Source organism: uncultured Gilvimarinus sp. (genome assembly GCF_963972205.1).
Taxonomy (GTDB): Bacteria; Pseudomonadota; Gammaproteobacteria; order Pseudomonadales; family Cellvibrionaceae; genus Gilvimarinus; species Gilvimarinus japonicus.
The window spans coordinates 138151-154291 of sequence record NZ_CAXAUC010000005.1 but is presented as its reverse complement, the minus strand read 5'-3'; the positions used below and the strand labels follow the sequence as shown (position 1 = coordinate 154291).

The following is a 16141-nucleotide window of genomic DNA, read 5'->3' as shown; positions in this document are numbered from 1 at the left end:
CTATGGAACCTAGAATCGAAATACTAGACGAAAGCACTCACCGGGACCTTAACGTTGATTTTTCTGAGGCAAGAGCATCCTATTTTAAGCGACGCTTAATACCAGTGGTAATATCCGAGTTTTTTACACTCATGTTCCACTACCCGATTGTTTTTGTTAAAGACGGAGAAACCGGAAAATTTAGCTGCTCGGTACTGCTGGGCGTGTCAGATGAGGCGACGTTATTAGACGACAAGAGCACAGAAGACGATGAGGCTCTGCCTCTAAATATACGCAGGCTACCGCTGCTGGCCATCGATCACTCGCCAGATAGCGAGCCAATGATAGGCATCAACCTCGACTCGGCTGGCATTAACCGAGGCGACCAGCTCTTTAAACACGACTCACCCGAGTTAGATTCCGCCCTGGCTGCACTGAGCGAACTTTATCAGGGCCATCGCGAAACCGACGCATACATTAAAACGGCCCTGGAGCTCGGCCTTGTATCTAAACTACAAGCAGAGATTCAGTTTAACGATAAACCTAAGGTAACCCTGGAAGGCCTTTACAGCGTAGATATAAACAAAGTTGAGCGACTAATAGATGGCGATCAAAAAGACAAGTTTTTAACAATTGCAAGATACGCCTACGCACAGAACTTCTCGCTTTACAATATGAGAAAACTCACACACCTGAAATCTTGACAAAAATAAACCCTTTAACACCTAACGCCTTAGCAATAAAAACCAGAACAATCAGACCGTTAATCGATGAGAGAGACACTCTATATTTTTCGAAAACGTTTTCAAAGCCATGAAAACGTTTTCTACTCTTAAACGAATGTATTGCTATGGCATCTTTAACGGCGCGAAATTACAATTTTTAGACATCTTAGTAACGACAACAACGACTGAATAATTATGAAAAATAACTGGATTCTGGGGGCACTCATTATGCTCACCTGTCACTACGTACCTGCGGCTGAAAAAATCTCTGAAAAATCGCCAAACGGTGATCTGGAGCTAACTTTTTCTCTTGATGATAATGGGCGAGCTTTTTACTCGGCATCTTATTTGGGACAGTCGATTATCAAGCCTTCCTCCCTGGGCTTTGAGTTTAAAGATCAAGCCGCCCTTAACCGCGACCTTAAGCTGGTAACCACCTCACGTACAGACACCGATGAGACGTGGGAACAACCGTGGGGCGAAGAGCGTTTTATCCGCAATCATTACCAACAATTGCAGGTAACACTTCAGGAATCATCCGGCGCGCACCGCAAGTTTAACCTGGTATTCCGGCTCTACGACGATGGCCTGGGCTTTCGCTACGAGCTAGACGCCTTTGGGGACACCCGAGAAGTCGCTATTACCAGTGAGTTAACGGAATTTAACTTAGGCGACAACCACCACGCCTGGTGGACGCCAGCACAGGCAGGCAATCAGTACGAGTATCTGTATCAACACAGTAACATCAAAGACGCTCCGCTGATTCACACGCCCGTCACCCTAGAGACCAAAGGTGGTCTTTATCTGGCATTGCACGAAGCGGCACTCGCTGATTACAGCACGATGAACCTACAAGGCAATGGCTCTCTCAACTTAAAAGCGGAGCTTGTTCCCTTAACCCCGCATACAAACGTAAAAGCCAATGTACAGCTGCCTTTTAAAACGCCTTGGCGCACCCTAATGGTGGCCGAGCAACCCGGCGATTTAATCACCAACTATCTAACCCTTAACCTTAACGAGCCCAATGCGCTGGGCGATGTGTCTTGGGTTAAGCCCGGCAAATACGTCGGCATTTGGTGGGAGCTGCACTTAGAGAAGGGCACTTGGAAGCAAGGCCCCAAACACGGTGCTACCACCGCCAACACCAAAAAATACATAGACTTTGCCGCTAAGCACGATTTTGACGGGGTGCTGGTAGAGGGCTGGAATGAGGGCTGGGACAGCGAGTGGTTTAACGGTCAGGGGGCCGACTTTAATTTTACTAAGGCGTACCCCGATTACGATGTTGACGCCGTCACCGCTTACGCCAAGAAAAACGGCGTGTACATTATTGGCCACCACGAAACTGGCGCCGCGGTTGATAACTACGAAAGTCAGCTCGATGATGCCTACCAGTTCTTACAAGATCACGGCATGCTCGCCGTAAAAACCGGGTACGTCGAAACCGGCGAACGCCTGACCAACGGTTATTACCATCAGGGCCAACGCTTTGTTGAGCACGCCATGAACGTAACTAAAACGGCGGCAAAACATAACATTATGGTGGTGGCCCACGAGACGGTAAAAGACACCGGCGAACGCCGCACTTACCCCAACTTACTGTCCCGGGAAGTGGCCCGCGGCCAGGAGTACGACGCCTGGTCAGACGATGGCGGCAATCCGCCTAGCCACACCGCTATTATCCCTTACACCCGCTTGCTGTCAGGCCCGATGGATTTTACCCCAGGCGCGTTTGAGCTAACGCTGCCAACACGGCCCAACAACCAGGTAAATACCACGCTGGCAAAACAGCTGGCGCTGTATGTAGTGATTTACTCGCCGGTACAAATGGCCTCAGACCTCCCTGAAAACTACGAAGCGCATTTAGATGCCTTCCAGTTTATCAAAGACGTCCCGGTCGACTGGGAAACCACCCGGGTACTGAGCGGTGAAATCGGTGAGTCCATTGCCATTGCCCGACAAGAGCGCAACGGCAACGATTGGTATGTAGGCGCTCTCACCAACGAGAAGCCACGCACGACCACGCTGGACTTGGACTTTCTAACGCCCGGCAAACACTATCAGGCGCGCATCTATAAAGACGCTCCCGATGCGCACTACCACGATAACCCAGGCGCCTACACGATTGAAGAGCGCGATGTCACCGCCGGGGATTCACTTAACATTGACCTCGCTGCCGGCGGTGGCGTAGCTATTAGTCTAAAGCAGCAGTAACACCCAAGCATTAGCAACACGCTCACGGAACGAGCGCACGTCCTCATGGGGCCTCACTACTTACCAGCTATGGTCCTTTCAGCGCTATATTAGGCAGCTAAATAGCGTAAAAAGGATCAAGGGCATAGCTGGCGAGAGGAACGCTCTCGCCTTAGGCGGGGTGCGTACTCAGTCACACACTGAGTGCTACTCCGCCTCTTTTTATTCTCCCGTCACCCACCCCAACCGTTTACCTGCTCTGACGTATTGGTTATGATCAAGCGCTACCCTGCACAATAACAATGATACAAGGAGCCACCGACCGTGACCGGAATTCGTGAGATAGCCATTGAGGCTGAGGTTTCTCCAGCGACCGTATCGCGGGTGTTGCGCAACCCTGAGCTGGTATCTGAAGAAAAACGCCTTCGGGTTATGGAAATTATCAATCGAACCGGTTACACCCCCAACAGCTTGGGCGTCGGTTTGCGCAAAGCCAAAAGTAATCGCTTGGTGGCGATTATCCCAGATGCCATCAGCGCCTTTAACTACCCCGTGATTCGCGCCATCGAGAGTATCGCACTGGAACACGGTTATTCTCTTTTGCTGGGTGACACCCAAGAAATGGTCAGCCGCGAGCGCTCGTTTGCCGCTATGGTACGCTCGCGCCAAGCCGACGGTATTTTGTTATTTTGTCCACGCCTGCCATTCGATGTCGAGCCCTCGATTCCGCTATCCGAGCAGCTTCCGCCGTTAGTGAACGCCTGCGAGCTGGTCCCCGTCAACGGTCTAGCACAAGTTGATATAGACAACGCCCTAGCCGCCGAAGACGGCGTCAATTATTTACTCTCGCTCGGGCATAAACGTATAGGCGTCGTCGCCGGCAACCTTACGTCCCCCAGCACGCGTAATCGCCTAGAGGGCTATCGCCGTGCGATCCATAAAGCTGGTATTGCCTACGATGACAGTATCGTAAAGGTAGGAGATTACGGCCTGGAAAAAGCCGAGCGCGCCACGTTAGATTTAATACAGTGCCCCAACCGCCCTACCGCTATTTTTGCCTTTAGCGATGAAATGGCCCTGAGTTGCATATCCACGTTATACAAGCAGCAACTACAAGTACCACGGGATATTTCGGTATTGGGCTTCGACAATATTTCGTATGCCAATTACTGTAACCCAGCATTAACCACCGTCGCGCAACCGATGGCAGACATCGGTAAAGTCTGTATGGAATTATTGCTACCGCAACTTAATGGCGAGCCGATGCCAGTCATTAAGCGCGTGCTAAAACACGAACTGATTGTTCGTGCCAGTACTGGGCCGGCGCCTACGCGCTAGCCGTTATTGGGCTACTGGTGTTTTGCCCGCAATTTAGCCCAATCACTGCCGGGTACATCATTGATAAACGATTCGATCGTGCCGCGTTTTTGCATGGTTACAAACGCACGCTTACCGTCCTTGCCCCCAAAGGTGATATTAGTCGGGTGTTGTCCGCTCAGTTGTATCTCGCGCAATAACTTACCCTCTGGTGAAAGCACGGCAACTTTGCCAGCGCCATAGCGAGCAACATACAGGCTTCCCTCAACATCCACGCTCATGCCGTCCATACCAAAATCGGCAAACTGAAAAAACAATTGCTTATTGGTAATGTTCCCGTCGGCGGCAACATCATAGCGCCAGATATTACGCTGGACACTCTCATTTACGTATAAAACACTGCCATCGGGGCTTAGCTCGATGCCGTTGGTAGTGCCCATACCCGCCTCTAGCAAATGGGTTACACCAGCGACATCGATGCGCCAAAGCTGTCCCGTATTGTCGGGCCAGTTAGGATCGCTGGCGTATACGCTACCATTATCAGCAATAACGATATCATTCGGTTGATTCATCGCATCATCATGAGCGAATACGCTTACGCGCTTATCCGACATAGACACTTTTAAAATATTGTGATTCACATAATCGGCAATCAACATATCACCAGCACCGTCAAAACGAATAGCATTGCCTACACTGTCGGCGTCTAGCTCGATAAAAATTCGAGCTTTATTTTTATCCGTCACTATACCAATAGTCCCTTGGCGCTCAAGGTTAACCGCATAAAGATTACCTGCCCCATCAACCGCCGGCCCTTCCACGCCATTCGTAAAGCTATTCTCAGGCAACCAGGTCTCCGACTCACTGGCAGGCGGTGCATCTGCGCCGGCGACTTGCGCCATCAGGCACATTGCTAAAACCTGATAAAACATTGTATTTTTCATCGTATTAACACCATTACCTGCCGAGCATTAGGTCTCGGGCGTCACTAATAAAACCTCAAAGCGCTGAGGCGCAAGAATAAAAAAGGTGCCCGCAGGCACCAAAGCCAGTATGGAACAGACTTTAATTTTACTTGAGTTGATGCAATTTAAAGCAAGAGTCTCGCAATAGCTCCGCGACAGGTTGCGCCGGCGCAACAATCATCTCGTGTTGAATTTGCATGGCCATACCCAGCTCAAGTTGAGCTTGCTTACACTGAGCCGCCGTCATAGGTTTATCTTTCGACTCGGCGTTTAACAAACGCAGCCCCCAATCACTTACCGACTGCAGCGATTGAGTTACCGGCAACAGATCAACCGGGTCGAGCTTTTGCAACTTGATCAATAGCGCACTTGCATCTTTGTGCCATTGGTTTAGCTGAGCTCTGACCGGCAGCAGTGCGCTGTTATCGTCAGGGTCTTCTGCCCAACGATTTAGATCCTCAGAAAATTTTTGCGTAAAACGACTTTCAGCCGGCAAATAGTCGGCAAAATTATTTAACGAATCTCGGCGAGAATAAGTCGCGTTGGTCGACTTCTCATGGTGACGGTGGTAGTACTGTGCGGGCTCCAACGCGCGACTTAACGCTATGACCAACTCCCGCTGCGACTCGGGCACAAGTGCTTGTTGCGCCGCTCGCTGCTGAGCAAAATGCTGCAAGCCGACCACCTCGGCAGACCACTGAGACACAAGATCTAAGCGTTGATACATAAAATCAGCATCGCGCAATTCACGGCTCGACCACAAGCGCTCGGCCACCACAAACGCTCGCGGCCAAAGGCGAATATCAATGGTGTGCTCATTCACCATTTCGGCCCATAACGCCGCTTCACCACCCAGCAACAGATGCTGGTTGTCCGGGACGATAAGATCTTTGGCTATCGCCGTTGGCAGCGCCGAGCCTGCAACCTCGTTACTACCCACTAACTCACTCGTTAAAGCGTAGGGTGCGTTAGCTACAACCACCGGTCCGTGCAAGCCATCACCATCGACGCTAAGCGCCGCGTGCATTGGCCCCATCCACGTATCTAACGTAAAACTGATATACCCATCGCGCCAGGTTAACTCGCTCACGCTGGCGCGCGATTTACCCTTAAAATCGATAAAGCCGCGTAACGATTCACCGGCGCCAATCACACTTAAAGTGCCAGCCACATCGCTGCCGCGCTTGCGCGGCATGGTAAACTTCCAGCTGCGCCACCGCTCGCCTTTATGAGCGGTGGCATCGATACTGAGCGGTTGCGGCGCAAGGGTTACCCGATAGTGGTACGCCGAGTTTTGCGGTTGGTCGAGATAAAAACCCGTCGATAGCAGCGCCGGAAACCCGGCATTAACGGCACGACCTAAAGCGTCTGGCCCGCGCCAACTTTGCACCACTGTCCCCTCGGCTAAATCCGGGTGCAACACTTCATCCCAGCCGACCATACTGCGATTTAGCTCGGCAAGAATAGACGCTAATCGGGCGTTAAAATAAGTATGTAAGGCGTGCTCATCAGCCAGTGCATGCTCTGCCATAAACGCCTGAATGTGCTCGTTAGCTTGCCAGTGCTCCGGGTCGATTTCATCGCCACCAATGTGCACATAAGAAAACGGAAACAGCTCGGCCACTTCTTGCAAAATGGTTTTGGCAAAAGTGTAAACATCTTCGTTGGCGGGGTTAAGTAACGGCTTATGCACCCCCCAGCGGTCTTCCGGCTGGTAAGGGCCGGGCGCAGACATAAGCTCGGGGTACGCCACCGCGATGGCGCTGGCATGCCCCGGCATATCAACTTCGGGCAACACATAAATACCGCGCGCATCGGCGTAGGCAATAACCGCTAAAATTTCTTTGCGAGTATAAAACTGACCGTTCGCGGCCAATTGGGTTAACTTAGGGTAAGCGCTCGATTCAAACCGCCAGCCCTGATCGTCGGTTAAGTGCCAATGCAGCACATTCAGCTTTGCTGCGGCCATGCCGTCGATTTGACGCTTGATAGTCTCGACTGGTAAAAAATGCCGCACGGAATCTAACAACACGCCGCGCCACGCAAAGCGCGGGGCATCGTCGATAACAACATACGGCAACTGTACAGGGCCCTGATCGCCCGCCAGCTGCATTAAAGTGGTTAACGCGTGCAACACTCCTAAATCGGTGGCGACCGAAATGGTAATGCCAGCATCGCTAATGGCCAGCTGATAAGATTCGTCGGCGCGTTTCAGCTCCTCAGTGGGCGCATTAATGGCGCCAGAGCTTTTCTCTAACGGGCGCAATTTAATGATCGCGCTAGCGGCATTATCGCTTACCCCAGAGCGACGGGACAAAACCGTATTAAGCCGCTGCAATGCCGCCTTAGCCCGCGGGGTAACGGCGCCGGGGTTGGCAAACTGCAGTGGCGCCTTGATGGCTAAGTGCCCATCCTGACGAACTACCGACTGCGGATACGGCATTAATGCTAATGGTGTTTGCCCAGCGGTAGAATCCGATGCGGCCATTAAAGGCACGGCTGCCAGCGAAAGTAAAACAGCCGCCAGACACGGCCCGCCCTTACAAAACCGTTTAACGAAGGTTAAAAACACGTATCCACCTGCTCTAACACGTTGTAGTTATCATCAATCACATTCAACTTGCGCCATTTATCAAAGGTCAGGCACGGATGTGATGTCGATAGCGCAATAATGTCGCCAACGTTAAGATCGGCGTTAGGGTCAAACCGCATGGCGCTGTGCTGATCCATAATATGGTACACCTCCCACTCGGGCGGCGGCGTTACGGGCGCCTGCCAGCCGGGGCGATAATGCAAACTCGGTTGCGGCAAGCCGGCATCAAAGGCGGCGTCGCGCTTACCCAAGGTTAAAACCGCCTCGCCCGGCTCGGGAATCGACTGCACATAAGCCCAAATCTCTAACGCCGACTGTAAATCGCCGCTTACCGCGCAGCTATCACCCAGGCGCTCGCGCACTTTTTGTTGGGCTTCCATATAAATGCCCTGATCGTGAATCAGGTAACAACCGGGGCGAATCAGCGGCACAAACAACTCGGTGTCTACCTCGGCAAATACATCGCAAACGATGTCGTACCACGCCGAACCGGCGCCCGTTAAAATGGCTTTATCGGCAGCAAACAAACCTCGTTGCATTAATAGCTCGGCGATATTGCGCACCTTTAGTAGGTGCTCACGAATTTTGGCCGGCGCATCGGCGCCGCCGATAACACCTTCATAGGTTTCTACCCCGACCAACGCCAGATTTGGTTCGCGTGCAATCGCGGCACACACAGTTTCGACCTGCTCTTGTGTGCGGCAACCACAACGGCCACCGGTTACGCCAATCTCAAGCAAAACATTTAGTGTCAGGCCACACGCTTTAAAATAACGCCCCAACTGCTCGACGTTTGCCACCGAGTCCACCAGGCAGTAAAACTCAAACGAGGCATCGGCCAGCAACTCGGCCACCAGCGCCATATTACCGCGGCCGACTAACTGGTTGGCCATTAACACCCGATCAATACCCGCACGGTAAGCCGCCGTGGCCTGCGGCGCGGTGGCAACCGTAAGCCCCCAGGCCCCGGCATCGCGCTGACGCTGAAAAAAAGCCGGGGTCATGGTGGTTTTGCCGTGGGGCGCCAGCGCCACACCGCGGGAGGCGGCAAAGCGCTGCATCCAGCTGACGTTGTTATCTAACCGCGATTGATAAATAACCGCCGCCGGCAGGCTCACCGCCTCGCTCAGCAGGTTTAACGTCGGCGCCGACGCACCGGCCGTACCTTTATCAAGGACGGGACGAAGATACGCGGAGGTAGGGTGGACGGGGGCACTGTCACTCATGGCGGGCCTTTTACATCGAGTTATAACCAAATTTATCGCGAGTGCAACGGGCACAGGCACGAGGCGCTCACTGCATCTAGGCGCACCACTCTAGCGCCTCTTAGGGGCCTTGTCGCCTCGTCGCTATATTTGCTTTCAACGCAATGATAATAAATAACTATATTTTTAGTCAATCTTTGATACTTACAATCACTGCAGTTATACTTGGTTTGGCGTATTCTCATATCTAGTGCGGCAGCCGCCCCAAAGCGTCTGCCGCACGCCTTAAGACTCATAGAAGATATGGAAGGATACCCAACGTGACCCATGAACCCGACATTGTCTCGCGCATTAGCACCATGTTTGGACAGCTGCGTGGCGCAGAGCAAAAAATAGCCCGTGTCGTGCTGGACGATATGACGTTTGCCGCGCACGCCAATATTAGCGAGCTGGCCGAGCGCGCTGGCGTAAGCGAAGCGACAATTACCCGCTTTGCGCGCGCCGTAGATTGCACCAATGTGCGCGATTTAAAACTGCGATTAGCGCAGTCTTTGGCGGTTGGTCAACGGTTTTATACCGAGGCAAAAGTCGAACCCAGCTCAACCCACGGGGTTTATGAGGCCGTAAAAACGGCGCTAGAGCACAATGCCGCACTGATGACCGAAAAGGTCATTCGCGGCGCGATCGAGTTGTTATCGCCCGCCAAACAAGTGCTGATATTTGGGGTGGGCGGCGGCTCAACGGTGATGGCGCAAGAGTTTCAGTACCGTTTGTTTCGCTTAGGTTTTAGCGCCGCGGCATACTCCGACCCGATGCTAATGCGCATGGCCTCGGCCTCGGTAGACAGCAGCGATGTGGTGATTTGCCTGTCGGTAGGCGGCTACAGCCCCGACGTGCAAGATGCCATGGAGATTGCCCAAGAGTACGGCGCACGCGCGCTGGGCATCACCACTAAAGATTCACCGCTGGGCCGAGGCGTCGACCAGCTGGTACCCATCGAGACGATGGAGACCGATTTTATTTTTAAACCCAGTGCTTCGCGCTACGTGATGCTGGCGGCCATTGATGTTCTGGCAACCGAGCTCGCCACCCGCCACAAACGCAAAAGCCGGGAAACGCTCAGGCGTATTAAACACACTCTGGACAACCACAAGCAAGGTCAGGACCGCCTACCTTTAGGGGACTGACACGCCGGCGCCCGGAGTGTATCAATCAGAGGTAATCCAGGGATGGAGTTGGTGAGTTTCTTATGGTTTTTGATACAGTTATTCGTGGCGCCCAAGTAGTCGATGGTACCGGCGGCCCTATTTACACCGCCGATGTCGGCCTTTTAAACGGCCGCATTCACGATATCGCCATAAGCCTTAAAGGCGATGCCCGCGAGGTTATCGATGCCACAGGCTTACATCTGGCGCCGGGCTTTATTGACGTGCACACCCACGATGACATTAATGTTATCGACGCCCCGACAATGCCCACCAAAATTAGCCAAGGCGTCACCACCGTGATTGTCGGTAACTGCGGCATCAGCGCCAGCCCCGTGCGCTTAACATGCGCCCCGCCCGACCCACTCAATCTATTGGGCCAGCAATCGGATTTTTGCTACCCGCGCTTTAGCGATTACGCCAATGCCGTTAGCCGCGCCCAGCCCAGCGTTAATGTCGGGGCATTAGTGGGCCACACCGCGATTCGCAACAACCACATGAGCGAGCTTAACCGCAGTGCCACCGCGCCAGAGCTAGAGTCCATGTGCGCCGATTTACGCCAGTCAATGGCCGACGGCGCACTGGGTATGAGCTCGGGCCTGGCCTACGCCAGCGCAAAACAATCCAGCATTGACGAAGTCAAAGCCATGGTCGCCGAGCTCGGCCGCGCCGGCGGTATTTATACCACGCACTTACGCACTGAGTTTGACGGTATTTTAGAGGCCATGGACGAGGCGTTTATCACCTCCGAGCACGGCAAAGTGCCGTTAATCATCTCGCATTTAAAATGTGCCGGCAAAGGTAACTGGGGCCGCAGCGAGCAATTGCTTAACACCTTAGAAATCGCCGCAAAAACGCAAAACATCGGGTGCGATTGCTACCCCTACGCCGCCAGCTCCAGCACTTTAGATTTAGCGCAAGTCACCAGCGATACCGATATTTTTATTACTTGGTCAGAGCCTGCGCCCGAACAAGCCGGCCGCTATTTACACGAGATTGCCGAACACTGGCAATGCGATTTAATAAGCGCCGCAAAACGCCTACAACCTGCTGGCGCCGTGTATTACTGTATGGCCGAACAAGACGTTGCCAATATTTTACGCTACCCGCGCACCATGATCGGCTCCGACGGGCTACCCAAAGATCCGCACCCGCACCCGCGTTTGTGGGGCACCTTCCCCCGCGTTATTGGCCACTACAGCCGCGACACAGGCTTATTCGCGTTAAACGAAGCCGTGCTTAAAATGAGCGGCTTAAGTGCCCGGCAGTTTCAGCTGGATGGCCGCGGCGAAATAAAACCCGGCAATTGGGCCGACCTTGTGTTGTTTGATTATCAAAACGTGCGTGATCTCGCCACCTTTGAAAATCCCCAACAAGCCGCCAGCGGTATCGAGCGCGTGTGGGTAAACGGGGTGTTAAGTTACTGCCCCAACCAAACTGTGCCCGGCCGCGCCGGACAATTTTTATTCCGTCAGTCACAAGCGGCTGACGCGTTATTAACAGAGGAGAAACTTTGTGAGCATTAAACGTTATGGCGCTGAGGGTAGCACCGGTACCGGTGGGCAACATTTGCCTTTTTCACACGCGGCGGGCGCCGATGGCTGGCTGTATGTCTCGGGGCAGACTCCCATGACTGACGGCGAAGTGGTCGAGGGTAGCATTGCCGAACAATCGCAGCTGGCCATCGATAATTGCCTAAAGATTATGCAAAACGCCGGGTACGATCGTGAGCATGTGGTGCACCTTACCGTCATTCTAACCGACGCGCGTTACTTTCAATCGTTTAACAAAGTGTTTAAAGATAACTTTGGCGATCATCCACCGGCACGTATTTGCTCGGTGTGCGATTTGGTCGTCGACTGCAAAGTCGAGGTTGGTATTATCTGTTACAAAAAGCCGGAATGATACATGTGGCGCCCTAAACGCGGGCGCCACAATCTGCTTGGTTTCTATCATTCTAATAATTCGTGACACTGCGCACCCACTATGAATACCACTATCTTTCTCACCGCTTTAACGGTTTACATTGCCGCACTGATTACACTCAGTATGTTTGTCTCGCGCCGCAACAAAAGCGGTGAAGACTTTTTACTCGCCGGCCGCGGTTTACCTATTTTTCTTACGATAGGCACCACCGTGGCCACTATGGTAGGCACCGGTTCATCCATGGGAGCCGTTGGTTTTGGCTACGCTAACGGCTGGGGCGGCACACTGTACGGCATCGGTGGCGCCATCGGTATTTTATTACTCGGCTTATGGTTTGCACCGGTGCGAGCCCTAAAATTTATGACCATGAGCGAAGAGATCTCTTACTATGTAGGCGCCAATCGCTGGGTTAAGAATATCGTTGCGGTATTAATTTTTATTGCCAGCATCGGCTGGTTGGGCGCGCATATTTTAGGCGGCGGTTTGTATCTCGCTTGGATCGCCGATATCGACTTACAGTTAGCCAAAATTATTATCGCCGCCAGCTTTGCCATTTACGTCGTCATTGGTGGCTACAACGCGGTTGTCTGGACCGACACCTTGCAAGCCATTATTTTATTTGTCGGTTTTATTTTAATGGCACTGTTTGCCGTCGATCAGGTCGGTGGCTGGAATACCCTAATGAACGCCCAACCGGATGCCAACGTATCCTTTTTAGCGCTGGAGTCTATCGGGCTTATTCGTGGTCTTTCGCTTATCGCCGTTATTGCCGTGGGGGTATTGGCCACACCGTCGTTTAGGCAGCGCATTTATTCGGCCCATAACACCAGTTCGGTGCGTAAATCGTTCTATACCTCGGGCACACTGTATTTGGCCTTCTCGGCCGTGCCTGCAATTATCGGTATGGGTGCGTACGCGCTCAACCCCGAGTTAGACAATCGCAACTTTGCCTTCCCCTACTTAGCCGCCGAGGTTTTACCGTTAGGTATTGGGGTGCTGGTACTGATCGCCGGGCTATCGGCCACTATGTCGAGTGCCAGCTCCGATGCCATTGCCGGTGTCTCTATTTTATTGCGCGATTTATTCAGCTTAGTAACGGGTCGTATGCCCGCCCGCGATAAAGTCGTCGGTTACTCACGTGTATCACTGGTGGTGGTTATTTTTATCGCGCTGACATTTGCCTTATTGTCTGACGATATTATCGGCTACATCACCACCATGATCGCCACTGTTATGGCCGGGTTGTTTGTGTGCGGCTTACTGGGGCGGTTTTGGCAGCGTTTTAACTGGACAGGCGCACTCGCGGCGCTCTTGGCCGCCTCCATTACCTCGCTAATCATCGCCAATTTTTACCGCGAGTTCTGGGGCAACCCCATTATCCCGGCGGTACTCGTGTCGTTTATCGCAGGCATTACGGTTACTTTGCTCACCCCACCGGATGCGCTTAACCGCGAGCAAGCACTGGCGCAACTGGAGCACGAGCGCGAGCAAATGGAATCGCTGTAATAGCGGTAACAAAGCACGGGTTTGAGCTACCGGCGTCGCAAGCGTTAAACTAGGCGCTTAGCAACGCGCCGCAACCAAGGAGCCACCATGAAACCCGTCGTCGCCATCAAACGGCTATACGACAGTGCCAGCGCCCAAGATGGCATCCGCCTGTTAGTGGATCGCCTGTGGCCGCGCGGGCGCAAGCGTGAAGACTTAGATATCGACGATTGGTATCAAGATGCCTCCCCCTCCAGTGGCCTGCGCCAATGTTGGCACCGCGATGAGCTGACCCATGAGGCCTTCGCCCACGCCTACCGCCACGAGCTCGCCAGCAACCCAGCCTGCCTTACCCCACTGCTGCGCCACGTGCGCAACGGCACCCTCACACTGCTTACCGCCAGCCGCGATCCGGCCCAGTCGCACCTGCCGATATTGCGACAATGCTTACTAGAGGCCATCGCGGAGGAAGACCGCCAGTGCCAAAGCGAGCCCAGCTCGCCTACCTGTTATCAGCCATCATCAAAGCCATAGCTGCACGGCGTCCCGACAGACGTTAAAATAACGGGCTAACACTCCTAACGGGCACCCCATGAGCAACAAAAAACTCAACAAAGGCTCCTCCGGCCAAAACCGTAAAGCCGGCGAAGACTACCTAGATAAGTACCGCCAAAAAGACGGCGTGCAAGAAACCGCCAGTGGCTTGTTGTACCGAGAAGTCGAGCCCGGCGGTGGCATAGCGCCGACCGAAACCGATAGCGTTGAGGTGAATCAACGGATTCAATTAGTCGGCGGTAAAATCATCGGCGATACCTACAAAGAAGGCATACCCGACGAGTTCACCATGAAAGAAGCCATTCCCGGTATCCGCGAAGGTTTACAATTAATGCAAGAAGGCGCCCGGTTTGAATTTGTCGTGCCACCAGAACTGGCCTGGGGCAAAAAAGGCGTGGGCAATAAAATTGGCCCCAATGCCGTATTAATTTTCGATATCCGATTGTTAAAGGTAATGTTTTAAACGGGCCGCAGGCGACAAAAATAGCCCAGGTACCGCGTTAAATGTTTACCTTGGCGCCCCTAACCTTCCACCCGCGCCGTTAACCTTTGTTAGTATCTGTAAATGTCGCGCAACCAAGTTGACAACGTTGTCTCAAACAAAAAGAATGGTGCCTGATCATCACCAACTGAGGTAAGTCAAAATGATAAAAACACCGCTCTTTTTCAGCTCAACACTGCTGCTGTCTCTACTGTGTAGCACCGCCTTCGCGGCAACCGACAATCAAACAGAGGCACCGGTATTCTTTGACGATTTTAACTACCAAACCCTAGGCGCGTTTTACGACAATGGCTGGAAGGCCCGCACCGAAACAGGACACCCAGGTATTCCCGGTGCAAGCTGGTCGGCGATTGGCTTGTCGTTCCCCGACGATGTTGCCGGGGCAGAACATGGCGCCATCAGAATGAGCTCCGTCACCGACGGCACCGCCGCCAACACACGCCACACGCAAATTTGTCACGCCCGTAAATACCGCGAGGGCACTTACGCCGCACGCATCTTTTTTCGCGACGAGCCGACCTTTGGCCCAGATGGCGATGAAGTCATCGAAACCTTTTACGCCATTAGCCCGCTAAAAGCGCCCATGGACAAAGACTACAGCGAAACCGATTTTGAATATCTGCCCAACGGCGGCTGGGGCCACCCAGACAAACCCGCCATGTGGAGCACCACCTGGGAGACCTTCCAGCTCGAACCCTGGACCAAGGTCAACGAAAACACCCGTAGCGAGGGCAGCTACGCCGGCTGGCGCACGCTGGTATTAACCGTAATGGACAATAAAGTCCGCTACTATGTCGACGGCGAGCTATTCTCCGAACACTCCGAAAACGTCTACCCAGAAGTGCCCATGTCTATGAACTTTAACCTCTGGTTTATGCCCAAAGGCGCCGACGGCTCACAAGGCCCGGTAGACTCGCCCGAACTGCGCGAATACCAAGAGGATATCGACTGGGTCTACCACCGCCAAGGCGTCGCCTTAAGCACCGACCAAGTTATGGCCGAAGTCACGTCCATGCGCGATAACAAGCAAGCGTTTATCGACCGCGTGCCAGCGCACAACCCACCGCTGCCGTCACCCTGCGGTTTGTGATTAAAAGCCGGAGGGTAGTATTACTCTCCGGATTTCTCGATGCGGTTTGACGCTGGTAGGAGCTGTAGGAGTAACCTTCAGAGCTGTAAGCGGCGCACCTCTCATGTCGATAAAACTGCCAAATATCGACATATATTACCAACCTGTCGATGTCATCGACATAAACCCAGTGGTTACTTTAAAAACATAGCCCGCCAGCTCTCGTTCGATAAAGGCCTGCTGTCCGACATCACCGGCATGGGCTCCGTGCTCGACGATAAAGTTGCGTTCGACACCACCTAAGGTGAAAACGATCGCAGAAAACGATTTCTCAGTCCCACGGCAGACGAACCAATTCGCTTCTTGTCCCTGCTCTCCGCTGCGTACTTACTTGGTTAATTAACCCACGCAATGTGACTTAT

13 protein-coding genes are annotated in these 16141 nt (G+C 53.0%); 10 read left to right on the top strand and 3 right to left on the bottom strand.

Going from position 1 to position 16141, the window contains the following annotated elements:
- Positions 1-2 precede the first annotated feature (2 nt).
- The 3 genes from AACY82_RS10345 to AACY82_RS10335 all read left to right on the top strand — a co-directional run bounded on the left by AACY82_RS10345 (position 3) and on the right by AACY82_RS10335 (position 4235).
- On the top strand, positions 3-683 hold the full coding sequence (locus AACY82_RS10345) for a SapC family protein (protein WP_339616735.1): 681 nt from the start codon (positions 3-5) through the stop codon (positions 681-683).
- Between the two features lie 216 nt (positions 684-899).
- Positions 900-2918, top strand: a complete 2019-nt coding sequence (locus AACY82_RS10340) for a glycoside hydrolase family 97 protein (RefSeq protein WP_339616734.1) — start codon at positions 900-902, stop codon at positions 2916-2918.
- A gap of 303 nt (positions 2919-3221) precedes the next feature.
- On the top strand, positions 3222-4235 hold the full coding sequence (locus tag AACY82_RS10335; protein ID WP_339616733.1) for a LacI family DNA-binding transcriptional regulator: 1014 nt from the start codon (positions 3222-3224) through the stop codon (positions 4233-4235).
- Positions 4236-4246: 11 nt separating this feature from the next.
- On the opposite strand, the gene AACY82_RS10330 is transcribed toward AACY82_RS10335, so the two are convergent.
- From AACY82_RS10330 to AACY82_RS10320, 3 genes are all read right to left on the bottom strand, one after another.
- On the bottom strand, positions 4247-5158 hold the full coding sequence (locus tag AACY82_RS10330; protein WP_339616732.1) for an SMP-30/gluconolactonase/LRE family protein: 912 nt from the start codon (positions 5156-5158) through the stop codon (positions 4247-4249).
- Positions 5159-5285: 127 nt separating this feature from the next.
- A complete protein-coding gene (locus AACY82_RS10325) occupies positions 5286-7667 on the bottom strand; it encodes a family 20 glycosylhydrolase (protein ID WP_339616731.1) in 2382 nt (793 codons plus the stop codon).
- A 74-nt stretch (positions 7668-7741) separates the two neighbouring features.
- Positions 7742-8998 (bottom strand): amino acid deaminase, encoded by a 1257-nt coding sequence (locus AACY82_RS10320; protein WP_339616730.1) that lies wholly within the window; start codon positions 8996-8998, stop codon positions 7742-7744.
- Between the two features lie 299 nt (positions 8999-9297).
- On the opposite strand from AACY82_RS10320, the gene AACY82_RS10315 reads away from it, so the two are divergent.
- The 7 genes from AACY82_RS10315 to AACY82_RS10285 all read left to right on the top strand — a co-directional run bounded on the left by AACY82_RS10315 (position 9298) and on the right by AACY82_RS10285 (position 15740).
- Entirely contained in the window at positions 9298-10164 is an 867-nt protein-coding gene (locus AACY82_RS10315) for a MurR/RpiR family transcriptional regulator (RefSeq protein WP_339616729.1), read from the top strand.
- A gap of 62 nt (positions 10165-10226) precedes the next feature.
- Positions 10227-11708 (top strand): D-aminoacylase, encoded by a 1482-nt coding sequence (locus AACY82_RS10310; protein ID WP_339616728.1) that lies wholly within the window; start codon positions 10227-10229, stop codon positions 11706-11708.
- Entirely contained in the window at positions 11698-12087 is a 390-nt protein-coding gene (locus AACY82_RS10305; RefSeq protein WP_339616727.1) for a RidA family protein, read from the top strand. The genes AACY82_RS10310 and AACY82_RS10305 overlap by 11 nt, the downstream gene beginning before the upstream one ends.
- A gap of 81 nt (positions 12088-12168) precedes the next feature.
- On the top strand, positions 12169-13614 hold the full coding sequence (locus AACY82_RS10300; protein ID WP_339616726.1) for a sodium:solute symporter family protein: 1446 nt from the start codon (positions 12169-12171) through the stop codon (positions 13612-13614).
- Positions 13615-13701: 87 nt separating this feature from the next.
- Positions 13702-14127, top strand: a complete 426-nt coding sequence (locus tag AACY82_RS10295) for a DUF488 family protein (protein ID WP_339616725.1) — start codon at positions 13702-13704, stop codon at positions 14125-14127.
- 58 nt (positions 14128-14185) lie between these two features.
- Positions 14186-14611 (top strand): FKBP-type peptidyl-prolyl cis-trans isomerase, encoded by a 426-nt coding sequence (locus AACY82_RS10290; RefSeq protein WP_339616724.1) that lies wholly within the window; start codon positions 14186-14188, stop codon positions 14609-14611.
- A 181-nt stretch (positions 14612-14792) separates the two neighbouring features.
- Complete coding sequence (locus tag AACY82_RS10285) at positions 14793-15740, top strand: glycoside hydrolase family 16 protein (protein ID WP_339616723.1); 948 nt, start codon at positions 14793-14795, stop codon at positions 15738-15740.
- Positions 15741-16141 lie beyond the last annotated feature (401 nt).